22 protein-coding genes are annotated in these 20,760 nt (G+C 68.6%); 21 read left to right on the top strand and 1 reads right to left on the bottom strand.

The window, feature by feature from the left end; all coding sequences use genetic code 11:
- The first annotated feature begins 1 nt into the window (after position 1).
- From ACP159_RS08955 to ACP159_RS08980, 6 genes are all read left to right on the top strand, one after another.
- Positions 2–211: a phage head-tail joining protein gene (locus tag ACP159_RS08955; protein WP_028030714.1), complete on the top strand. Its 210-nt coding sequence runs from the start codon at positions 2–4 to the stop codon at positions 209–211.
- A complete protein-coding gene (locus ACP159_RS08960; protein WP_425099329.1) occupies positions 211–1,767 on the top strand; it encodes a phage portal protein in 1,557 nt (518 codons plus the stop codon). Before ACP159_RS08955 ends, ACP159_RS08960 begins: the two co-directional genes overlap by 1 nt.
- Positions 1,768–1,772: 5 nt before the next feature.
- The gene (locus ACP159_RS08965) at positions 1,773–3,809 is read left to right on the top strand and encodes a prohead protease/major capsid protein fusion protein (RefSeq protein WP_425099330.1); all 2,037 of its coding nucleotides are present in this window, start codon (positions 1,773–1,775) and stop codon (positions 3,807–3,809) included.
- 80 nt (positions 3,810–3,889) lie between these two features.
- Positions 3,890–4,225 carry a DUF2190 family protein gene (locus tag ACP159_RS08970; RefSeq protein WP_425099331.1) on the top strand — a complete coding sequence of 112 codons (336 nt, stop codon included), beginning with the start codon at positions 3,890–3,892 and terminating at the stop codon, positions 4,223–4,225.
- Positions 4,225–4,536: a head-tail joining protein gene (locus ACP159_RS08975; RefSeq protein WP_425099332.1), complete on the top strand. Its 312-nt coding sequence runs from the start codon at positions 4,225–4,227 to the stop codon at positions 4,534–4,536. Before ACP159_RS08970 ends, ACP159_RS08975 begins: the two co-directional genes overlap by 1 nt.
- Positions 4,533–5,165 (top strand): DUF6441 family protein, encoded by a 633-nt coding sequence (locus tag ACP159_RS08980; protein WP_425099333.1) that lies wholly within the window; start codon positions 4,533–4,535, stop codon positions 5,163–5,165. Before ACP159_RS08975 ends, ACP159_RS08980 begins: the two co-directional genes overlap by 4 nt.
- Here ACP159_RS08980 and ACP159_RS08985 read toward each other — a convergent pair whose 3' ends face one another.
- Positions 5,166–6,512, bottom strand: a complete 1,347-nt coding sequence (locus ACP159_RS08985; protein ID WP_425099334.1) for a phospholipase D-like domain-containing protein — start codon at positions 6,510–6,512, stop codon at positions 5,166–5,168.
- Between the two features lie 53 nt (positions 6,513–6,565).
- Between ACP159_RS08985 and ACP159_RS08990 the strand changes: the two genes are divergently transcribed.
- The 15 genes from ACP159_RS08990 to ACP159_RS09060 all read left to right on the top strand — a co-directional run bounded on the left by ACP159_RS08990 (position 6,566) and on the right by ACP159_RS09060 (position 20,727).
- Positions 6,566–6,985 carry an acyl-CoA transferase gene (locus tag ACP159_RS08990; protein ID WP_425099335.1) on the top strand — a complete coding sequence of 140 codons (420 nt, stop codon included), beginning with the start codon at positions 6,566–6,568 and terminating at the stop codon, positions 6,983–6,985.
- A 24-nt stretch (positions 6,986–7,009) separates the two neighbouring features.
- The gene (locus ACP159_RS08995; protein WP_425099336.1) at positions 7,010–7,948 is read left to right on the top strand and encodes a phage tail tube protein; all 939 of its coding nucleotides are present in this window, start codon (positions 7,010–7,012) and stop codon (positions 7,946–7,948) included.
- The gene (locus ACP159_RS09000; protein ID WP_425099337.1) at positions 7,948–8,385 is read left to right on the top strand and encodes a hypothetical protein; all 438 of its coding nucleotides are present in this window, start codon (positions 7,948–7,950) and stop codon (positions 8,383–8,385) included. Before ACP159_RS08995 ends, ACP159_RS09000 begins: the two co-directional genes overlap by 1 nt.
- On the top strand, positions 8,352–8,612 hold the full coding sequence (locus ACP159_RS09005) for a DUF7697 family protein (protein WP_425099338.1): 261 nt from the start codon (positions 8,352–8,354) through the stop codon (positions 8,610–8,612). Before ACP159_RS09000 ends, ACP159_RS09005 begins: the two co-directional genes overlap by 34 nt.
- Entirely contained in the window at positions 8,605–11,040 is a 2,436-nt protein-coding gene (locus ACP159_RS09010) for a phage tail tape measure C-terminal domain-containing protein (RefSeq protein WP_425099339.1), read from the top strand. Before ACP159_RS09005 ends, ACP159_RS09010 begins: the two co-directional genes overlap by 8 nt.
- 3 nt (positions 11,041–11,043) lie before the next feature.
- Complete coding sequence (locus ACP159_RS09015) at positions 11,044–11,670, top strand: phage distal tail protein, Rcc01695 family (RefSeq protein WP_425099340.1); 627 nt, start codon at positions 11,044–11,046, stop codon at positions 11,668–11,670.
- A complete protein-coding gene (locus tag ACP159_RS09020; RefSeq protein WP_128513659.1) occupies positions 11,667–12,017 on the top strand; it encodes a hypothetical protein in 351 nt (116 codons plus the stop codon). Before ACP159_RS09015 ends, ACP159_RS09020 begins: the two co-directional genes overlap by 4 nt.
- Positions 12,010–12,141 (top strand): hypothetical protein, encoded by a 132-nt coding sequence (locus tag ACP159_RS09025; RefSeq protein WP_255453271.1) that lies wholly within the window; start codon positions 12,010–12,012, stop codon positions 12,139–12,141. The genes ACP159_RS09020 and ACP159_RS09025 overlap by 8 nt, the downstream gene beginning before the upstream one ends.
- A gap of 5 nt (positions 12,142–12,146) precedes the next feature.
- Positions 12,147–12,812 carry a lysozyme gene (locus ACP159_RS09030; protein ID WP_425099341.1) on the top strand — a complete coding sequence of 222 codons (666 nt, stop codon included), beginning with the start codon at positions 12,147–12,149 and terminating at the stop codon, positions 12,810–12,812.
- Positions 12,813–12,817: 5 nt separating this feature from the next.
- Complete coding sequence (locus ACP159_RS09035; RefSeq protein WP_425099342.1) at positions 12,818–13,048, top strand: hypothetical protein; 231 nt, start codon at positions 12,818–12,820, stop codon at positions 13,046–13,048.
- A 201-nt stretch (positions 13,049–13,249) separates the two neighbouring features.
- Positions 13,250–13,492, top strand: coding sequence for a hypothetical protein (locus ACP159_RS09040; RefSeq protein ID WP_425099343.1), 243 nt, complete (start codon positions 13,250–13,252; stop codon positions 13,490–13,492).
- Positions 13,489–14,373: a DUF2163 domain-containing protein gene (locus tag ACP159_RS09045; RefSeq protein WP_425099344.1), complete on the top strand. Its 885-nt coding sequence runs from the start codon at positions 13,489–13,491 to the stop codon at positions 14,371–14,373. Before ACP159_RS09040 ends, ACP159_RS09045 begins: the two co-directional genes overlap by 4 nt.
- Positions 14,370–14,816, top strand: coding sequence for an NlpC/P60 family protein (locus ACP159_RS09050; RefSeq protein ID WP_425099345.1), 447 nt, complete (start codon positions 14,370–14,372; stop codon positions 14,814–14,816). Before ACP159_RS09045 ends, ACP159_RS09050 begins: the two co-directional genes overlap by 4 nt.
- 9 nt (positions 14,817–14,825) lie before the next feature.
- Entirely contained in the window at positions 14,826–18,791 is a 3,966-nt protein-coding gene (locus tag ACP159_RS09055) for a baseplate multidomain protein megatron (RefSeq protein ID WP_425099346.1), read from the top strand.
- A 10-nt stretch (positions 18,792–18,801) separates the two neighbouring features.
- Positions 18,802–20,727 carry a DUF2793 domain-containing protein gene (locus tag ACP159_RS09060; RefSeq protein WP_425099347.1) on the top strand — a complete coding sequence of 642 codons (1,926 nt, stop codon included), beginning with the start codon at positions 18,802–18,804 and terminating at the stop codon, positions 20,725–20,727.
- Positions 20,728–20,760: the final 33 nt, after the last annotated feature.

A 20,760-nucleotide genomic window follows, 5' to 3' on the forward strand; every position in this document is an offset into this window, starting at 1 on the left:
CATGACGGACTGGACGGAAACCGAGCTCTCGGCGCTGCGCCGCGCTTATGCCAGCGGCACGACGCGGGTGAGCTATGACGGCAAGTCCGTCGACTACGGTTCGGCCGAGGATCTGCTCGCCCGCATCCGGACCATCGAGCGGGCCATCGCGGGGACGACCCGGCCGTTGCCGGTGGCCGGGCTCGCGGGCTTCTCGCGCGGGGACCGGTGATGTCGGCGACCTGGTTCGATCACGCCATCGCGACGGTGGCCCCGCGCATGGCCGCACGTCGCATCATGGCGCGGCAGGCGTTCGAGACCCTGACGCGAGGCTATGACGGCGCGGCGCGCGGGCGGCGCACCGAGGGCTGGCGCGCGCCGGGATCCTCGGCCGACACCGAGATCGGCGTGGCCGGGGCGCTGCTGCGCGACCGGATGCGCGACCTCGTGCGCAACAACCCGCATGCGGCCAAGGCCGTGGCGGTGCTGGTCAACAATATCATCGGCGCGGGCATCATGCCGCGCGCCGCCAGTGGCGACGAAAGGCTGGACCGCAAGGTCGAGACGCTCTTCGAACGCTGGACGGCGGAGTGCGATGCCGATGGTCAGCTCGACTTCTACGGCCTGCAGACGCTGATCTGCCGCGAGATGGTCGAAGCGGGCGAGGTCCTGGTGCGCCGCAGGCTGCGGCGGGCGTCAGATGGCCTGCCGGTGCCGCTGCAATTGCAGGTGCTGGAGGCCGATTTCCTCGACGCCTCGAAATCCGGCGTGCTCGGCGCGGGGCGGCTGGTGCAGGGGATCGAGTTCGATCCGGTCGGCAAGCGCAGGGCCTACTGGCTGCATGCCGAGCACCCGGGCGACGCCTGGGGAGCGCTGAACGGCGGACTTGGATCGCGCCCGGTGCCCGCGACCGAGATCGCCCACATCTATGAAAAGCAGCGCACGCAGGCGCGCGGCGTTCCCTGGGGCGCGCCAGTGATCCGCAGCTTGCGCGATCTCGACGATTACGAGGTGGCGGAACTGGTCCGTAAGAAGACCGAGGCCTGCGTCACCGCCATCGTCTTCGGCGACGACGAGGCGCAGCAGGGCATCGCGCCATCGGTCGTCGATGCCGACGGCAACCGGGTCGAGCAGTTCGAGCCGGGACTGATCGCCTATGCCCGCGGCGGCAAAGACATCCGCTTTAACCAGCCCTCCGCCACAGGCGGCTACGGCGAGTACAAGCGGGCGAGCCTGCACACGATCTCGGCCGGGTTCCGGGTGCCCTACGAGCTGCTGACCGGGGACCTCAGCCAGGTCAACTATTCCTCGATCCGTGCGGGGCTGGTCGAGTTCCGGCGCATGATCGATGCCGTGCAATGGCAGCTCTTCATCCCGATGCTCTGCGCACCGGTCTGGCGCTGGTTCACCGAGGCCGCGTGGGCTGCGGGGCACATCCCGTCACCGACCGTACCGGTCGAATGGTCGCCGCCGAAGTTCGAGGCGGTCGATCCGCAGAAGGACGCGATGGCCAACCTGCTGTCGATCCGCTCCGGCACCATGACGTTGGCCGAGGTGATCGCGCGGCAGGGCCGCAACCCGGACGCCGTGCTGGCCGAGATCGCCGCGACCAATGCCAAGCTCGACGCGCTGGGGCTTGTGCTCGATAGCGACCCGCGCCGCGTCACCAAGACCGGCAGCGCACAATCCAAAGACGGGGCCAGCGATCCGGCCGCCGACAAACCAGACACCGACGACCCGGCCGCCGACGCTGAAACCGACCCGGCGCAGGCCGACCAACAGGACTGACCTTCATGGACACGATGATCGAACTGCCGGCCATGCGCCGGTCGGCGGAGCTTGCGCCGAACACGGCCGATGCCGACACCCGCACCGTCGAGGTTGTCTGGTCGGCCGGGGCCCGCGTCCGCCGCGCCACCTTCTTCGGCGAGCCCTATGACGAGGAACTGAGCCTCGACCCCGCCCATGTCCGGCTCGACCGGCTGAACGCTGGCGCGCCGTTCCTGAAGGTGCACGAGCTCGACACGCTCGATGCTGTGATCGGCTCGGTCGTGCCGGGCTCGGCCCGGATCGAGAACGGCCGAGGCATCGCGCTGGTCCGGATCAGCGAGCGTGCCGATGTCGAGCCGATCTGGCGCGACATCCAGGCTGGGCACATCCGCGCGGTCTCGATCGGCTATCAGGTCCACCGCTTCGACATCTCGAAACCCGATGGCGGACGCGAGCTTTGGCGGGCGGTCGACTGGACCCCGTTCGAAATTTCGGCCGTGCCGGTCGGCGCCGATCCCGCCGCCGGCTTCCGCGCCAAGGGCGAACATCACGACTGCGTCCTCCATCGCCGGGACGCCGAAACCAGCGAAGGAGCACCCCCGATGACCGACAAGACGACCCCGGCCGCCCCGGCCGACGACACCCAAGAGACGGCAGCGACCGAGGAGATCACCATGCCCGACGACAAGACCGGCGCGACTGAGGCGCAGACGCGCGCGGCTGAGACGCGCAGCCAGCCCAAGGCCCCCAAGCCCGAGGCTCCCGACACCGAAGCCATCGCCACCCGCGCCCGCGAGACCGAGCGCGACCGCGTCTCCACCATCTACGATCTGGCTGGGCGGCTGAACCTCGAGCGCAGCTTCGCCGAGGATTTGGTCAAGCGCGGCGTTTGCGTGGACGAGTCCCGCCGCCTCATCCTCGACCAGGTCGCCGCGAAGTCCGACGAGACCCGGACCTTCCCGCATGTCTCGGTCCCCCTTGGCGGCCGGGACGAGCGCATCACCCGCCGCGACGCGGTGGCGAACGCGCTGCTGCACCGCTACAGCCCGACGTTGTTCCAGTTGGAGGACGCGGCGCGCCAGTACCGCGGCATGACGCTCCTGGAACTGGCCCGCGAAAGTCTCGGCAACGCCGGGGTGAACACCCGGGGCCTGTCGCGCGAAGAGGTGGCAACGCGGGCGCTGCACTCGACCTCGGACTTCCCCGAGATCCTGTCGGCGGTCACCAACAAGACCCTGCGGCAGGCCTACGAGGCCTATCCCCGCACCTTCATGCTGTTCTGCCGCCAGGTGCTCGCCACCGACTTCAAGGCCATGCACCGGGTCCAGCTCGGCGAGGCCCCGCAGCTGCTCGAGGTTGGCGAGAGCGGCGAGTTCAAGCGCGGCACGCTGGGCGAGAGCAAAGAGAGCTACAAGGTCAAGACCTATGGCCGGGTGGTCGCGATTACCCGACAGACGCTGATCAACGACGATCTCGACGCCTTCACCCGCATCCCGGCGATGTACGGCAACTCCATCGCCCAGCTGGAGTCGGACGTGGTCTGGGGGATCATCACCGCGAACCCGGCCATGGCCGATGGCAACGCGCTGTTCCACACCACGCACAAGAACCTCGCGGGCACCGGCGCGGCGCTGGACGTCGGCAGCGTGGGCGCGGCCCGCGCCGCCATGGCCAAGCAGACTGGGCTCGACAAGAAGACGGTGCTGAACGTCCGGCCCGCCTTCCTGATCGTGCCCGCCTCGCTGGAACTGAAGGCCGAGCAGCTGGTCGCCCAGAACCTGGTGCCCGCCGCGACGTCTAGCGTGGTGCCGCAGTCGATCCGCACCCTCGCGCCGATCAGCGAGCCCCGGCTCGACGCGGCCAGCGAGACCGCCTGGTATCTGGCGGCCAGCCCGAACCAGATCGACACGATCGAGTACGCCTATCTCGAGGGCCAGCAGGGCGCCTACATCGAGACCCGCAACGGCTTCGACGTCGACGGCGTCGAGATCAAGTGCCGCCTCGACTTCGGCGCCAAGGCCATCGACTGGCGCGGTCTCTACAAGAACCCGGGCGCATAACCAGCACCCCAACATGCTGAACCCTGACATGCGGGCGGTCCTGACGGGTCGCCCTTCGTCTTTCCACGAGGATCCTTCCTATGAAAAACTACGTCCAGCCCGGCAACACCATCACCCTGACCGCGCCCTATGCAGTCGCCTCCGGCGATGGCCTGCTCGTCGGCTCCATCTTCGGCATCGCCGCGGTCGCCGCCGCCCTCGGCGATCCCGTCGAGGTCGCGCTCACCGGCGTCTTCGACATCACCAAGATCGGCTCGCAGGCCTGGACCGCGGGTGCCAGGATCTACTGGGACGACACCAACAAGCGCACCACCAACGTGGCCACCTCGAACACGCTGATCGGCGTCGCCATCGAGGCGGTCGCGGGCGGCGCTGGTGACACCGTCGGCCGGGTGCGGTTGAACGGCGCGTTCTGATGAGCGCTTTCGCTGCCGCCGTCAGCGCGCTCTTCGCCGATCCGAATATCGGCAGGGATGCGGTCTACACGCCCGAGGGCGGCGCGCCCGTTCTGGTGCGCGTCGTCGCCCGGCGCGCAGACGCGATCAGCGACTTCGGCGACGCCCGGCTCTGGTCCGAGACCACCCGGATCGACCTGCGCGTCGCCGAGGTCGCGAACCCGCGCCCCGGCGACCGGATCGAGATCGACGGCGACGCCTTCCTCATTCAGGGCGAGCCCGTCCGTGACCGTGAGCGGCTGGTCTGGACCGTGGATCTGAGGCCCGCGTGAAACTGAAGCTCGACATCGATCCCGACATCGTCGCGATGATGCAGGCCGAGGTCGCGGCGGGCGAACGCGCGGTGGCGGCCGCGATGCGCGAGGCCGGGACCGGGCTGAAGACCGCATGGCGGTTGCAGATCACCGGCGCGGGGCTCGGCACACGGCTCGCCAATTCGATCCGAAGCCAGAACTTCCCGAGGTCGGGCGAGAGCCTGGATGCCGCGGCGCTGGTCTGGTCCAAGGCGCCGGTCATCGTCGGCGCGCATGACACCGGCCCGCTGATCCGCTCGAAGGGCGGGTTCTGGCTGGCGATCCCACTGCCCGCAGCGGGCAAGTCCCTGCGTGGCGGCCGGATCACCCCCGGCGAATGGGAGCGGCGACGCGGGCTGCGCCTGCGCTTCGTCTATCGCCGGTCGGGCCCGAGCCTGCTGGTGGCGGAGGGCCGGCTGAACACCAAGGGCCAGGCGGTCGTGTCGCGCTCGAAGACCGGGCGCGGCAAGGTCAGCGCGCCGATCTTCCTGCTGGTGCCGCAGGTGAAGCTGCCGAAGCGGCTGGATCTTGCAAGGGATGCCGACCGGGCGTTGGACAGCGTGTCAAGGCTGATCGTGGCGAACTGGGTGGAGGGCAAATTCGGATAGCTACCCAACGTGGACCGTAACGTCATAGCCCAGAGACTTGAGAGATTTCGACGTTCGCCCGTTCCGAGGTGGGAAGCGATCCGGTAGCGCCCACCCCACGAGTTCGCCCAGTGCACTGACCCCGAGACCTTCGATTTTCCATTTCGGGTCGTGAAAGGCGGTCCAGAGGCGCTCGGGCAACTGTGCCTCCGGACCACCATAGAGGATGAACTTCAAGAGTTGCTTCACGTCGTTGCCGCCTGCGGACTTGTCGCCCCAAATCCGCATCGAGAGCGCGTCGACCTTTTCCGGTATCGTGTACGTCGTCCCGTCCTCACGAAGACCAACAGCCTTATTGGCGACGCGTCGCGCATAGTCTTTGATGGAATGTATGCCCATGCAGATCTCGCGGAAGGCCTCATAGTCCATATCGTCGATGGCCTCGGCAGTGAGCGCCTCCCGCAGCATGGGTGCGGTGGAATTCAACATGACGTCCTCTTCGGACGGGGCCTTGGGCAGATTGCGCCACCAATTGATGGCGTCTGCGAGCGCAGCATCAGGGTTCCGCTTGTTCTGTTCAAAATGGTCGGCGTAGAGGGCTCTGCGTCCGTCGAAGGTGCGCTGATAGTAATGCGCGTGGAGGAACTGGTCGCCTTGAGCGCCTGCAGGGGCATCGGCGTCAATCCAAGAGGGTCTGTTCTCGGGCTTGCTCACCAAGTTCCCGATATCGCGAAGCTGTTGAAGCGTAGAGTGCCATTCCTCGAGGAATGCCTCGCGGCGGCGGTCATTGGCCTTCTTCTTCCCGGTCTGTACGAGCCCGGACCACTTGTTCAAACTCGGGCTTTTCCAGAACTCGTCGGAAGGCGGCTCCGAGCTGGCTATCTGCTTTGCGCGCTTCAGCATGACGGCGAGTAACTCGTCTGTCAGCGGCGTCGAGTTCCGATCAAGCACAGCGAAGAGTTCAAGGATATCTTCTGCCATTTCATCTGTGATCTCGGCCTCGGGAAAGAAGCAGCCGGCCTCGACGTTCTTGTACCAGGCACTCGCAGAGAGGTTCGCGGAGCCGATGTAGAGGCCGTACTCGCGCCACCAGATTACCTTCGCATGGTGATGCTGAACGAGGCGGCATTGGAAGCGGGCCGATTTGCGGGCGAGGAACGAGGACAAGATGAAAGGTTTGACCGCGACGCCTTCGTCGAGGCGACCGTAATACTTGAGCGGAATGCCGTTGTTCCAACACCAGTCGAATAGAAGGTCCATTTCGGTCGCGTACGCGACCGCTGCCAGAACCTCTTGTGTCTCAGCAGCCGCATTCAGCGTGATGTTGGTGAGATAGTTCCCGTTAATGCCGCCCATCATCAGTTGCATCGTAATCTCGTCGATTTGATTTGCTTTTCGACACCTTAGACGAAAGCGCGGATATGCCCACCCCACGCGAAACCATCCTCGCCGCGCTGCACACGCGGCTCTCCGCGCTGCCAGCGACTGCCCTGCGCGGTGAGGTCCTACCAGAGCGACTGCCGGCCGGAGGTCTGCTGATCCTACGCGATGGCGAGCCGGGGGAGCCCGAGGTAACACTGTCGCCGCTGGCCTACCATTACCAACACCGCGCAGAAATTGAGGCTGTTGTGCAGGGCGCGGACCGCGACACTGCCTTCGATACGCTGACCGCCAGCATCGGCGCGGCGCTCGCCGCCGACCGGACGCTTGGTGGGCTCTGCGACTGGGTCGAGGCGGAGGCGCCACGGACCATCGATCTGCCGGTCGAGGGCGCCGCAAGCCTGAAGGCCGCCGTGATCTCGGTCATTCTCCACTACACCACGGCCGACCCGCTGGCCTGACCCAAACGACAACAGGAGATCACCATGGCACGAGCCCAGGGGGCGCGGGCGCAGATGGCGCTTGCGTTCGAAACGACCTATGGCACGCCGCCGGCAGGCGGCTTCACGAAGATGCCCTTCGCCAGCACCACGCTGGGCGCGGAGCAGCCGCTCTTGAACTCCGAGCTTCTTGGCTACGGCCGCGATCCGCTGGCGCCGATCAAGGATGCGGTGACGGCCGATGGCGATGTCGTCGTGCCGCTCGATGCCGAGGCCTTCGGCTTCTGGCTGAAAGCGGCCTTCGGGGCGCCGTCGACGACGGGCACCGGTCCCTGGACACACGAATTCCAGTCGGGCGCGTGGACGCTGCCGAGCCTCTCCATCGAGACTGGCATGCCGGAGGTGCCGCGCTACGCGATGTATTCCGGCTGCGTGCTCGACCAGATCACCTGGCAAATGCAGCGGTCTGGCCTGCTGACCGCGACCGCCCGGCTGGTGGCGCAGGGCGAGACGGTCGGGACCACGACGAGCGCCGGAACGCCCGCCGCGCTGGAGCTGAAGCGCTTCGGCCATTTCAACGGGTCGATCACGCGGAACGGCTCGGCGCTTGGCAACGTCGTCTCGGCCGACATCGCCTATGCCAACAACCTCGACCGGATCGAGACCATCCGCTCGGACGGTCGCATCGACGGCGCGGACCCGTCCATCGCGGCGCTGACCGGCTCCATCGAGGTCCGGTTCGCCGACAGCACACTGGTGACGCAGGCGATCAATGGCGATCCGTGCGAGCTCGAGTTCGGCTACGTCCTGCCCTCGGGCGAGAGCTTCACCTTCACCGTGCATGCCGTCTACCTGCCGCGTCCGCGGATCGAGATCTCCGGGCCGCAGGGCGTGCAGGCCACCTTCGACTGGCAGGCCGCGCGCGACAGCGTCGTCGGCCGGATGTGCACCGCAACCCTCGTGAACGATGTGGAGACGTATTGATGCTGACGCTCGACCTGACCAATGCGCCCCGCTGGCATGACCTCGCCCCTGGCGTCCGCGTGCAGCTGCGCCCGCTGACCACCGCGCTCATGGTGGCGACCCGCAGCGACCCCGCCGTTGAGGCGGTGCCGGACGAGGCTTCCGACGAGGAACGCGCATTGGCCTTCGCCAAGGCGCTTGCGCGGCGGGCGGTGCTCGCTTGGGAGGGCATCGGCGATGCGGACGGCAAGCCGATCGATCCCAGCCCTGACGCCATTGACGCGCTGCTCGATGTCTGGCCGATCTTCGAGGCGTTCCAGCTGACCTACGTCTCGAAGGGTCTGCTGCTGGAACAGGAAAAAAACGCCTCCGCGCTCTCGCCGAATGGTCCTTCGGCGGGGGCGAGCGCTACTGCGAAGCCTGCATGCAAGCCTGCCCGGACTGCCCGGCACGCCTGAACCGGCCACTGACGCATGAAGGCTGGCAGGTCTGGGACCTCGTCAGCCGTCTCGGCGGCCAGCTTAGGGTGCTGCCCGGCGCGGTGATCGGCTGGGACATGTCGGCCGCGCTGGCGCTCGGTGACGCGCTCGGCGTGCCGCCTGCCGTAGCGGCCGAACTCCTGCCCGTCATCGAAGCGGTGATGGTCGCCAAACTCAACGAACAGATGGAACGCCCCAATGGCTGAAAAACGCGTCAGCGTCCGCCTTGCGGCGGTCGGCGGACGACAGGTGCGCGCCGAGTTGGAAGGTGTCGGCGAGGCCGGATCGCGCGGCTTCGGACGGCTCAGCCGGGAGATGGAGGCGGCCAACGCCCGGCTCGCGGCCTTCTCGCGCCGGGTTCGCGTGGCCGCCGCGGCCGCCGTCGCCGCTGCCACCGCCGCGGGCGTGGCGATGATCCGCTCGGGCCTCCAGACCGTCGATGCGCAGGCCAAGCTCGCGCAGTCGCTCGGCACCACCGTCGCCTCGATCCAGACGTTGGAGCGGGCGGGCGAACTGGCGGGCGTGTCCATGTCCGGCATCGAACAGGCAACCAAGGATCTGACGCGCCGCCACAGCCAGGCGGCCGCCGGGAGCGGTCCCGCCGCCGACGCACTGGACCGGCTGGGGCTTTCCGCCACCGACCTGATCGCCCTGCCGCTGGACCAGCGGGTCGGCGCGATCAACGCCGCCATCGAGAACTTCGTGCCCGCCGCCGAACGCGCGGCCGTCGCGGGACAGCTTTTCGGCGAGGAAGGCTCCATCGCCATGTCGCGCATCGACACCGCGACGCTGCGCCAGGCGACCGAAGACGTGCTCGCCTTCGGTGTCGTCGTCTCCGAGCAGGATGCCGATCAGATCGAGCGGACGAACGACGCGATCTCCCGCCTTGGGCTGATCTGGCGCGGGCTCTCGAACCAGCTGGCCGTCGCTGCGGCCCCGGCGCTCGAGGCGGTCGCCAATGCCATGGCGGCCATCGCCAGCCGCACCGGTCCGCTCGGCATCGCCATTCGCGGTCTTTTCGATAACATCGGCCGTCTGACCACTTATGCTGTGACCTTTGCCACTTTCCTCGCGGGTCGCTGGGTCGCCGGGCTGGCCGCTGCGGCGCTGTCGGTCCGCGGGTTCGCCACCGCGCTTGTCGTCTTGCGCGGGGCGCTGATCCGCACCGGCATCGGCGCCCTGATCGTCGGCGTCGGCGAGCTGATCTACCAGCTGTCCCAATTCGTTGCCCGCGTGGGCGGGGTCGGCGAAGCCTTCCGGCTGCTCTCCGATCTGGCCTCCGAGGTCTGGTCGCGGATCGGGCTCGCGCTCGACGCCGCACTGGCCCGCATGGCCGCCGGATGGGAGGGGCTGAAAGCCGCAGCACTCTCGGCGCTCGACGGCACCGTCGCGGGCGTCGTGGGGTTCGGCGACCGCACCGTCGCGATCTTCCAGGGGGCCTATGACGGCGCGGTGGCGATCTGGGGCAGCCTGCCAGGCGCCATCGGCGATTTCGCCTACCAGGCGGCGAACCGGCTGATCGGCGGGGTCGAGGCGATGCTGAACGGCGTCGTCACCCGCATCAACAGCTTCATCGAAACCCTGAACGCCGCGCTGGCCCTGCTGCCCGAATGGGCGACCGGCGAAGGCGGCGTGCGGATCGGTACGCTCGACGCGGTGGACCTGAGCCGGATCGACAACCCGTTCGAGGGGGCCGCAACGGCGGCCGACACCGCGGCGGCCGATGCGTTTTCCGCCGCGCTTGCCCGGACCTATATCACCCCGCCGGACCTCGGGCTCGGCGCCATGGCGGATGACGCGCGCGTGCGTGCCGATGCCTATCGCGAGGCCGCGGGCATGCTGACCGATGCCGCGACCCGGCCGCTCTCTGCCTGGCAGGCGCTGAAGGATGCCGTGACCGGGTCCGGCACGGAGGCCGAAACCGCGCTGACGGATGCCGCGACCTCCGCTGATGCACTGGCGGCCGGACTCGACGACACCGCAGTCGCAGCCAATGGTGCCGGAGGCGCTGCCCGCGACGCCGGAACCGCCGCGGGCGATGGGGCCGAGCGTGCGCTGACCGGATGGCAGGCGGTGACGGCGGCGCTCTCGGACTATGCCAGCCGGGCGCGGGAGATCGGCGGCGACATCGGCCAGAGCCTCGTCAGCGCGTTCCAATCGGCCGAGGACGCGGTCGGGGAGTTTGTGAAGACCGGCAAGCTGAACTTCCGCGATCTGGTGACCTCGCTCATCGCCGATCTGGCGAAGCTGGCGGCGCGGCGGTTCATCCTCGGCCCCATCGCCAACGCGCTCTCGGGCACGCTCGGCGGCGCGGGCGGGATCTTCGCCAATATCCTGCACGCGGGCGGCATGGTCGGCTCGTCCAGCCCCTCGCGCATGGTCCCGGCCATGACCTTCGCCGCCGCTCCCCGGATGCATTCAGGCGGCGCTGTCGGTCTTCGGCACGACGAGGTGCCCGCGATCCTGCAACGGGGCGAGCGGGTGCTCTCGCGCCGCGAGGCCCAAAGCTACAGCACGGGCGGCGGGATCAATGTCACCATCATGGCCCGCGACGCCGAGAGCTTCCGGCAATCCCGCACGCAGGTCGCGGCGGACATCGCCCGGGCGGTCTCGCTCGGGCGCCGGGGGATGTAAGCCATGGCGTTCCATCAGGTCCGGTTCCCGGACAACATCAGCCGAGGCGCGCGCGGCGGGCCCGAGCGGCGCACCCAGATCGTCGAACTTGCCTCGGGCGACGAAGAGCGCAACGCCAGCTGGGCCAATTCGCGCCGCCGTTACGACGTCGCCTACGGCATCCGACGCGTCGACGATCTGGCGGCGGTGGTCGCCTTCTTCGAGGCACGCAACGGCCGCCTCCACGGATTTCGCTTCAAGGACTGGGGCGATCACAAGTCCTGCCTGCCCTCGGGGACACCCGCACCGACCGATCAGGTGATTGCCACCGGCGATGGCACGACAACCGCCTTCCAGCTCGTGAAGCGCTACGCCTCGGGCAGCCAGACATGGGTGCGGACCATCGCCAAGCCGGTCGCGGGCTCGGTCACCATCGCCTTGAATGGCGCGCCCCAGGCGTCCGGCTGGTCCGTCGATACCACGACCGGCGTCGTCACCTTCACCGCGGCGCCGGGCTCCGGCCTCGCGATCACCGCGGGCTTCGAGTTCGACGTGCCGGTCCGTTTCGACACCGACGTGCTCGACGTGACGCTCGACCTCGAGCGGCTGGGCTCGATCACCTCCATCCCGCTTCTGGAGATCCGACGATGAACGACGAAACCGGATTTCTGGCGGCGGCGCTGAAGGAACTACTCGCCTCCACGGCGGTGATCCTTGCCGCCTGGGGCGCGCTCGGGGGCGCGACCAATGCGCTGACCACAAAAATGCGGCTGCGCGACGCACTGCGCCACATCCTGCTCGGCGGTCTGATCGCCGCCGGGATGGGTAGCCTGTCGATGGCGATCATCACCCGCTGGCTCAGCCTGCCGCCCGAGGCGATCCCGGCCGGGGGCGCGGCCGGATCGGCCGCCTATCTGGTCGGCGTTTTCGGCCCTGCCTTCATCGAGGTGCTGCTCGCCCGTCTGCGCCATGCCGGGAAAGGCGATGGCGATGCATGACCTTCTCCGCCTCGCGCGCTCCCTGCGCTGCGACCCGGCCGATCCCGGCCAAGCCTTCCGCCACCGCTTGGGCGTCGGCATCGCCATCGCCGCGCTGATCCTGATCCTCTCTCTTCTGGGATAGTTTAAATGCAGATGACTGACCGGGGCCTTCTGGCCCTCGTCCGGCACGAAGGCATCGTGCCCGGACCCTACCGTGATGTGAAACAGGTCTGGACGTTCGGCATCGGCCACACGGCCGCAGCCGGTCTGCCCGATCCCGCCACGATGCCGCGCGGCATGCCCGCCGATCTCGATGCCGGGATCCGAGAGGCGTTCCGGGTCTTCCGATCCGACCTCGCGCGCTACGAGGCCGCCGTCCTGCGCGCCGTAAAGGTCCCGCTCGATCCGCACGAGTTCGATGCGCTGGTGTCCTTCCACTACAACACAGGTGGAATCGCCAAGGCGGCGCTGACCCGGCACCTGAACGCGGGCGACCGGGCCGCAGCCGCAGCAGCCTTCATGGGCTGGCTCAAGCCCGCCGCGATCCGCCCGCGCCGGGAGGCCGAACGCGACCTCTTCGCCGAGGGACGCTATCCGACCGGAACCATCCCGGTCTGGTCGGTCGACCGAAACGGCCGGGTCGACTTCTCGCGGCCGATCCGGCGCCTGACCGAGAACGAGGCGCTGGTACTGCTGCGCCCGGCATGCGTGCCGATACCGAGACCATCCGTGCCTTCCGCCACACCTGAACCGGCAATCAGCTGGCTTGCCCGTCTGAACGCTTTCTTCTCCACCCTGATCCGGAGGGCCTGATCCCCATGCGCTACATCCGTCCGACCTCGCTCACCTGGTGGGCGGGGTGCCTCGCCATGCTCACTGGCATCGCTTCCCTCGCGCTGCCCGCCACCGGGCCGCTCGGGGAACTCTCCCGCTTCGTCGCGCTGCTCGCCGGCTCAGGCGACGCCTCGCCCGCGGGGCTCATGTTTCTCGGGCTTGGCCTGATCGGCCTGCGTGACCGGATCGAGCGCGGATTCCGCGGCGATGTTTGAGTTCCTTGCCGGTCTGGTCGTGGGCGGCTGCCTCGGCGTCTTCGTCGTTGCCCTCTGTGTCGCCGCGCGCGGGGAGCAGGACGATGGCTGATCTCCTGATCTGGATGGTCGCGGCTCTGGGCGCGGTCGGGGGTGTGGTGCTCGGCCGACTCTGGGGCCGAGTGGAAGGGGAACGTGCAGGCAAACGGGAGGCGGAACGCGATGCGATCGAAGACAAGAACAACCGTGTCGAGCGCGGGCGGGATGCGGTTCGTGATGGCCGCGGCGCTGGCGATCCCGCTGACCGGCTGCGCCGCAACGATGGGCGGTGGTGACGCCGGCTGCGCCTCCTACGCCGAGGCGCGGCTGGCCCGACCACCCGCCGAGACGGTCGGCGCCGTGCCGCCGGACTGGGCCGACTGGATCGCCGATCTCGACGACCGCATGACGGGAACCTGCCGATGAAATCCCTCTCGCCCGAGCTTCAGGCGCATCTCGACGAGGGCACGACGACGCTCGCCTGGTGCTGGCGGATCAAGCGTGCCGACGGCGTCACCTTCGGCTTCACCGACCACGACCGGACGCTCAGCTTCGACGGCACGGACTTCGAACCCGAGAGCGGGCTGACCGCTTCCGAGGTGCGCTCGGGCTCGGACCTGTCGGTCGATGCGCAGGACGCCGAAGGCGTACTGACTTCGGACCGGATCACCGAGACCGATATCCTCGATGGCAGGTGGGACAATGCGGCGGTCGAGGTCTGGCGCGTGAACTGGGCCGACACCACGCTGCGCGTTCTGATGCGGCGCGGAGCCATCGGCCAGATAAGGCGCGGGCGGCTCGCCTTCGTCGCGGAGGTGCGCTCGCTCGCCCATGTGCTGGGCCAGACGGTCGGGCGGACATTCCAGGCGTGTTGTGATGCTGCACTCGGCGATGCGCGCTGTGGCGTCGATCTGGAGGAACCGGCCTACAAGGGCGCAGGTGCTGTGGTCGACCTTTTGCGTGACCGCGCATTCACCGCCTCCGGTCTCGGCGGCTTCGAACTGAGCTGGTTCACCTTCGGCACAATCGAATGGACCTCCGGCGCGAACGCTGGGCGGCGCACCGAGGTGCTGGGCCATGACGTCACGGACGGCATCGCTGTTCTGACCCTGCTCGAGGCACCAGTGCGGGCCATCAGCGAGGGTGACGCCTTCACCATCCGCGCGGGCTGCGACAAGCGGATCGAGACCTGCGGCGCGAAATTCGCCAACACCGCCAGTTTCCGGGGCTTTCCGAATATCCCCGGCCAGGACGCCGTTCTGCGCTACGCCACCAAGGATGGCGGGCACGAGGGGTCCGTGCTGTGACGCAACCTCTCGCATCAGCCGACCCCGCGCGCGTCATCGCCATCGCGCGGTCATGGCTCGGCACGCCATATCATGATCAGGCCAGCCTGCGCGGCGTCGGCTGCGATTGCCTCGGGCTGGCGCGGGGCGTCTGGCGCGAGATCGTCGGCCCAGAGCCGTTCCCGATCCCGCCCTACAGCCGCGACTGGGGCGAGACCGGCCCGCGCGAGGTTCTGGCCGACGGCGCGCGGCGTATGATGCCGGAGATCGCCCCGGCCGATGCCGGTCCCGGTACGCTGGTCCTCTTTCGCATGGATAGCCGCGCCATAGCCAAGCATGTCGGGATCCTGACCGGCCCTGACACTTTCCTTCATGCCTATGAGCGGCTCGGCGTGATCGAGGAACCGCTCACGGCAGCCTGGCGGCGGCGCATCGCCTTCGCCTTCCTCTTCCCGCAACACTGAGGCCCCGACATGGCTACCCTCATTCTCGGCGCCGCCGGTGCCGCCATCGGCGGCTCGATCGGTGGCGCGATCCTCGGCGTCAGCGCAGCGACCATCGGCGGGTTCATCGGCTCCACAATCGGTTCGGTCGTCGACAGCTGGATCGTGTCCTCGCTCGCCCCGACGCAGCGGATCGAAGGGGCGCGGCTCGACAGCTTGCGCATCACGGCCTCGACCGAGGGGGCGGTGATCCCGCGGCTCTACGGCCGGATGCGGATCGGCGGCAACATCATCTGGGCGACCGACTTTCGCGAGGAGACGAAAACCACCACGCAGGGCGGCGGCAAGGGCGGCGGGGGCGGCAAGGTCAAGACCACCGAGTACCTGTACTACGCCTCCTTCGCCGTCGCTCTCTGTGAGGGGCCGATCACCGGCATCGGGCGCGTCTGGGCCGATGGCAAGCCGATGGACCTCTCCGGCGTCACCTGGCGCTGGTATCCGGGCGACGAGGCGCAGGCGGCCGATCCGTTCATCGCGGCGAAGATGGGCGCGGCCAACACGCCCGCTTATCGCGGCACGGCCTATGTCGTCTTCGAGGAACTGCCGCTGTCGAGCTACGGCAACCGCCTGCCGCAGCTTTCATTCGAGGTGTTCCGGCCGCTCGCCGATCCCGACACAGCCGAGGGGCTGACCCGCGCCGTCACCATGATCCCCGCCTCGGGCGAGTTCACATATGCCACGCAGACCATCCGCAAAACCTCCGGCGGTGCGACGCAGGCCGAGAACCTGAACGCGCTCTCGGACACCGCCGACATGGTGGTCGCACTTGACCGGCTGCAGGCCATGGCGCCGGCCGTCGAAAGCGTCAGCCTCGTCGTCGCCTGGTTCGGTGACGACCTGCGCGCGGGCTCCTGCAAGCTGCGCCCGGGCGTCGAGGTCCCGGCGAAATCCACGACGCCAGTCGGCTGGTCGGTCAATGGCGTCAGCCGGGCGAATGCCTTCCTCGTCAGCCGCGACGCCGAAGACCGCCCGGTATATGGCGGCACGCCCGCCGATTTCGCGGTGGTACAGGCCATCCGGGAGATGAAGGCGCGCGGGCTGCGCGTGACCTTCTATCCCTTCATCCTGATGGACGTCCCGCCCGGCAACGCGCTGCCGAATCCGTATTCCGACACCGCCGCCGAGACCGGTCAGCCCGCATTTCCCTGGCGCGGCCGGATCACCTGTTCGCCCGCGGCAGGCTACGCCGGGAGCGTGGACAAGACGACCACGGCGTCGAGCCAGGTCTCGGCGTTCTTCGGCAGCGCGGACCCTTCCGACTTCGCGATCTCGGGCGACAACGTCTCCTGGACCGGCCCGTCCGGCGACTGGGGTCTGCGCCGGATGATGCTGCACTACGCCCACCTCTGCGTGGTGGCGGGCGGAGTCGATGCCTTCCTGATCGGCTCGGAGATGCGCGGCCTGACCACCATCCGCTCGGGTGCCAGCAGCTATCCCGCCGTCACTGCGTTCAAGGCGCTCGCTGGCGATGTGCGCACCATCCTCGGAGCAGGCACGGAAATCGGCTATGCGGCCGACTGGTCTGAATACTTCGGCCACCACCCGAGCGACGGCAGCGGCGACGTCTATTTCCACCTCGACCCGCTCTGGTCGGACGCCAACATCGATTTCGTCGGCATCGACAACTACATGCCGCTCTCCGACTGGCGCGACGGGTTCGGGCACGCCGACGCGGCCGAGGGCTGGCCCGCGATCTACGACCGGGCCTATCTGCAGGGGAACATCGCGGGTGGCGAGGGCTTCGACTGGTTCTATGCATCGCCGGCGGATCGGTCGGCGCAGGTCCGGACGCCGATCACGGATGGCGCCGCGGGCAAGCCGTGGGTCTTCCGCTACAAGGATCTGCGCAGCTGGTGGGCGAACCCGCATTTCAACCGCCCGGGCGGGGTGGAGAGCGGCACGCCGACAGCATGGGTGCCGCAGTCCAAACCCATCCGCTTCACCGAACTCGGCTGCCCGGCCATCGACCGCGGCACCAATCAGCCCAACGTCTTCTTCGACCCAAAATCGTCGGAGAGTTTCACGCCGCATTTCTCGCGGGGCTGGCGCGACGACATGATCCAGCGCGCCTCTCTCGAGGCGACCTATCTCTTCTGGGGCGAGGCCACGAACAACCCGCTGTCCTCGGTCTACGGCGGCCGGATGGTCGATGTGCCGGAATGTGCAGCCTGGACCTGGGACGCGCGGCCCTATCCGTTCTTCCCCGAACTGACCGAGGTCTGGACCGATGGCCCCAACTGGCGGCTCGGCCACTGGCTGACCGGTCGTCTTGGAGCTGTCTCGCTCGCGGCGCTTGTCCGCCATCTCTGCCTTCGCGCCGGGCTGCCGGAGGATCGCATCGATGTCAGCGGCCTCTGGAGCGCGGTCGAGGGCTACGCCATCGGCGCGCTGGAAAGCCCTCGCGCCTCGATCACCACACTGGCGCGCCACTTCGGCTTCGACGCCGTCGAGACCGAGGGCGTGATCCGCTTCGTCATGCGTGGGCGTGCGGCGGTGGCAAGCGTCACCCCCGACGATCTGGTGGCCGCGCGCGAAGGCGACGTCCTCGAACTCACCCGCGGCCAGGAGACCGAACTGCCGCAGGCGCTGAAATGGCAAGTCGCGCGGGCGGATGAGGACTACGAGGCCGCGCAGGTCGAGGCACGCCGCATTACCGTCGACACGACGCGCATCGCCTCCGAAAGCTTCCCCATGGCCGTTCCGCCCGAGGAAGCGGAGCGCCGCTGTCGGCGCGCGCTGATGGAAGCCTGGACCGGTCGCGAGGGCGCAGCCTTCCGCCTGCCGCCCTCGCGGCTGGCACTCGACCCGGCCGATGTGCTGATGCTCGCCCATGACGGCCGATCCATCTCGCTGCGGCTCATCTCGATTGCCGATGCCGAAGCGCGCGGCATCGAGGCCGTACGTCAGGATCGGGAAGCCTACGATCTGCCGCCCGGCGCGCCGCGCCCCTCGGCACTGTCGCAGGCGGTCGTCTTCGGCGCGCCTGAAGCGGTCCTCTTCGACCTGCCGCAGCTGACCGAGGATCAGGCCGCGCATCGGCCGCTGGTCGCCGCCCATGCGGTTCCCTGGCCCGGCGAGATTGCGGTGTTCCGCAGCCCGTCGACGGACGGGTTTGAGTTGCTGACCACGTTCGGCAGGCGCGCGCGGATCGGGGCTCTAGTCTCCGACTTCTTCGCGGGGCCCACCTCGCGCTTCGACCTCGGCAACGCGCTGGTCGTCGATCTGCTGACCGGCACACTGGAGAGCGTCACGGACCTGACGCTGTTCGGCGGCGCGAACGCGCTCGCCATCGAGAGCGCGCCCGGTGCCTGGGAGATCGTGCAGGCAGGCGCGGCGGAACTGATCGCTCCTGGCCGGTATCTCCTGACGCGACTCCTGCGCGGCCAGCGCGGCACCGAGGGCGCCATGGGCAATCCGGCGCCTTCTGGTGCGCGGGTCGTGGTACTCGACGCAGCGTTGACATCGCTGCCGATCGCCGAGGCCGATCTCGGCATTCCATGGAACTGGCGCATCGGCCCCGCGAGCCGCCCGGTCAGCGACGAGACCTATGTGGCGCAGGCCTTCACGCCCGCAGGCGTGGGGCTTCGCCCGTTCTCCGTTGCCCATGTCGAGCAGCCATGGCGCAGGCCTCGCACGCCCGGCGATCTGACGATCCGCTGGACGCGCCGGTCCCGCGCGCTGGCGGCCGACAGCTGGGGCGGGCTGGAGGTGCTGCTGGCTGAGGAGCTTGAAGCCTACGAGGTCGAGATCCTCGACGGTGCCGCCGTGAAGCGCATGCTGAGCACGACCACGTCCAACGCGATCTACACCGCCGCCCACCAGACCGACGACTGGGGCGCGCTGCTCGGCCCCGGCGACACGCTCGACATCCGCATCTTCCAACTCTCTGCCCTCGTCGGGCGGGGCGCGCCGAAAACCGTCACGCTGACCTTCTGAGGGCCATCCCATGTCTGACGCCACGACCCATCTGCTGCTGCCCTATATCCTCGCGGCGCAGGCCCAGAAGCATGTCACCCATAACGAGGCGCTGCGGATCCTCGACGGTCTTGTCCAGCTTTCCGTCCTCGACCGGGACCTGACCGCGCCGCCAGCCAGCCCCGCCGATGGCGACCGCTATCTAGTCGCTTCGGGCGCGTCGGGAGACTGGGCGGGGTGGGATCTGAACATCGCCCTCTGGACCGACGGTGCCTGGCTGCGCCTTCCACCCCGCACCGGCTGGCGGACATGGGTCGAGGACGAGGCCGTGCTGCTCGTCTGGACCGGTGCCACCTGGGAGGTCGTGGGCGAGCCGAGCGACATCTCGGATGCGGTCTTCAGCCTCGTCAACGACGCCGATTCCACGAAGAAGGCGGTCTTCTCGCTCTCCGGTATCAGCACCGGCACGACCCGCAGCTACACGCTACCGAACACCTCGTCGGAACTGGCGATCCTCGCGGGCACCCAGACCTTCACCGGCAACAAGACCTTCTCGGGCGCGCTGACCGCGTCGGGCACCGTCACGGTCTCGGGGGTGACCGCAACCATCGGCACGGCGACGGGCACCGCCACCTACGGGATGGGCACGGGGGCGACGACCACCGGTCTCACCAAGACCGTAAACCTCGGCACCGGCGGCGCATCGGGGTCGAACACAGTCGTCAACATCGGTTCCGCGACCTCGGGCGCGAACGGCACGACGGTCGTCAACACGCCGACCGTGACCTTCGCCAATGCCGTCACGCAGGTCGGCATGCCCCAGGCGAACCTGACCGCCCAGCTTCTGGGCCTCGGTGGGGCGACGGCCGACAGCTACAATCGGCTCTCGGTCAACACGCCCGCAGTGCTCCTGAACAACGCAGGCGCCGGGATCGAGGCGACGGTCAACAAGGCCGCGCCCGCCAATGATGCAAGCTTCGCCTTCAAGACCGGCTTTTCGGCCAGGGCGCTGATCGGGCTTCTGGGCAGCGACGATTTCAGCTTCAAGGTCAGCCCGGACGGATCGGCCTTCTACGAGGCGCTCCGGATCGACCGGACCAGCGGCCGGGTCGAGATGCCCGAGCCCGTGGTGCTCCCGGCGCTGAGCGCCGTTCCCACGCCGCCGCCGACCGGCAAGCTCGCCCTCTATGCCCGCGACCGCGCCGGGGCGGGATGGCTCGACGTCCAGCGCCCCTCCGGCCGGTTCTTCCCGTTGCAGCCGCATTTCGGGGTGAACCGGATCGCGACCTGGGCGCCGTCTACCGGCACGACCGTCAACACCAACGGCATGCCGCGTACGGCCGTCGGCACCGTGTCCACGCCGACGCTCGCCACCACCAACCTCTCGACCTCGATGCGCCGCTGGCGCGTGACCAGCGCCGCCACCGCAGATGCGGCCGCCGAGGAGCGCTCGGCGGGTTGGGTCTGCTGGCGCGGCAATGCGGATGGGCTGGGCGGCTTCACCTATGTGAACCGGCTCTCGCTCGTTACGCTACAGGCGACCGGCATGGGGTTCTTCGGCCTCTACGGATCGACCACAGCGCTGGCCACGACCCTGGCCCTTTCGGCCGTGGTGAACTGCATCGGCATCGGCTTCCAGCGCGGCACCCACACGAACTGGCAGTTGGTGCAGAACGATGCCTCCGGCTCGCCGACGCTCACCGATCTCGGGGCGAGTTTCCCGGTGGCGAGCACGACGAACGTCCTGACCCTCACGCTCCTCGCCGCCCCAAACAGCAGCGAGATCGGCGTCCGGGTCGTCGAGGAGGTCAGCGGGGCGGTGGTCGAGGTGATGCTCGACACCGACATCCCGGCCGCCACGCAACTCCTGAGCCCTCGCAACTTCATGAACAACGGCGCGACCGCTGCGGCGGTCGCCTATGATTTCTCGGGGGTGTATGTCGAGACGGATTACTGACCAATCATTCGGTTCTGTCCCACGTTCAAGGAG

Origin of the sequence: Tropicibacter sp. S64 (genome assembly GCF_049803835.1) — a bacterium.
GTDB lineage: Bacteria > Pseudomonadota > Alphaproteobacteria > Rhodobacterales > Rhodobacteraceae > Pacificoceanicola.

Bases quoted from the DNA above. Each gene is read 5' to 3' on its own strand.
- ACP159_RS08955 (WP_028030714.1), top strand. From the start codon at position 2: ATGACGGACTGGACGGAAACCGAGCTCTCGGCGCTGCGCCGCGCTTAT.
- ACP159_RS08960 (WP_425099329.1), top strand. From the start codon at position 211: ATGTCGGCGACCTGGTTCGATCACGCCATCGCGACGGTGGCCCCGCGC.
- ACP159_RS08965 (WP_425099330.1), top strand. From the start codon at position 1,773: ATGGACACGATGATCGAACTGCCGGCCATGCGCCGGTCGGCGGAGCTT.
- ACP159_RS08970 (WP_425099331.1), top strand. From the start codon at position 3,890: ATGAAAAACTACGTCCAGCCCGGCAACACCATCACCCTGACCGCGCCC.
- ACP159_RS08975 (WP_425099332.1), top strand. From the start codon at position 4,225: ATGAGCGCTTTCGCTGCCGCCGTCAGCGCGCTCTTCGCCGATCCGAAT.
- ACP159_RS08985 (WP_425099334.1), bottom strand. From the start codon at position 6,512: ATGCAACTGATGATGGGCGGCATTAACGGGAACTATCTCACCAACATC.
- ACP159_RS08990 (WP_425099335.1), top strand. From the start codon at position 6,566: ATGCCCACCCCACGCGAAACCATCCTCGCCGCGCTGCACACGCGGCTC.
- ACP159_RS08995 (WP_425099336.1), top strand. From the start codon at position 7,010: ATGGCACGAGCCCAGGGGGCGCGGGCGCAGATGGCGCTTGCGTTCGAA.
- ACP159_RS09000 (WP_425099337.1), top strand. From the start codon at position 7,948: ATGCTGACGCTCGACCTGACCAATGCGCCCCGCTGGCATGACCTCGCC.
- ACP159_RS09005 (WP_425099338.1), top strand. From the start codon at position 8,352: ATGCAAGCCTGCCCGGACTGCCCGGCACGCCTGAACCGGCCACTGACG.
- ACP159_RS09010 (WP_425099339.1), top strand. From the start codon at position 8,605: ATGGCTGAAAAACGCGTCAGCGTCCGCCTTGCGGCGGTCGGCGGACGA.
- ACP159_RS09015 (WP_425099340.1), top strand. From the start codon at position 11,044: ATGGCGTTCCATCAGGTCCGGTTCCCGGACAACATCAGCCGAGGCGCG.
- ACP159_RS09020 (WP_128513659.1), top strand. From the start codon at position 11,667: ATGAACGACGAAACCGGATTTCTGGCGGCGGCGCTGAAGGAACTACTC.
- ACP159_RS09025 (WP_255453271.1), top strand. From the start codon at position 12,010: ATGCATGACCTTCTCCGCCTCGCGCGCTCCCTGCGCTGCGACCCGGCC.
- ACP159_RS09030 (WP_425099341.1), top strand. From the start codon at position 12,147: ATGCAGATGACTGACCGGGGCCTTCTGGCCCTCGTCCGGCACGAAGGC.
- ACP159_RS09035 (WP_425099342.1), top strand. From the start codon at position 12,818: ATGCGCTACATCCGTCCGACCTCGCTCACCTGGTGGGCGGGGTGCCTC.
- ACP159_RS09040 (WP_425099343.1), top strand. From the start codon at position 13,250: ATGCGATCGAAGACAAGAACAACCGTGTCGAGCGCGGGCGGGATGCGG.
- ACP159_RS09045 (WP_425099344.1), top strand. From the start codon at position 13,489: ATGAAATCCCTCTCGCCCGAGCTTCAGGCGCATCTCGACGAGGGCACG.
- ACP159_RS09055 (WP_425099346.1), top strand. From the start codon at position 14,826: ATGGCTACCCTCATTCTCGGCGCCGCCGGTGCCGCCATCGGCGGCTCG.
- ACP159_RS09060 (WP_425099347.1), top strand. From the start codon at position 18,802: ATGTCTGACGCCACGACCCATCTGCTGCTGCCCTATATCCTCGCGGCG.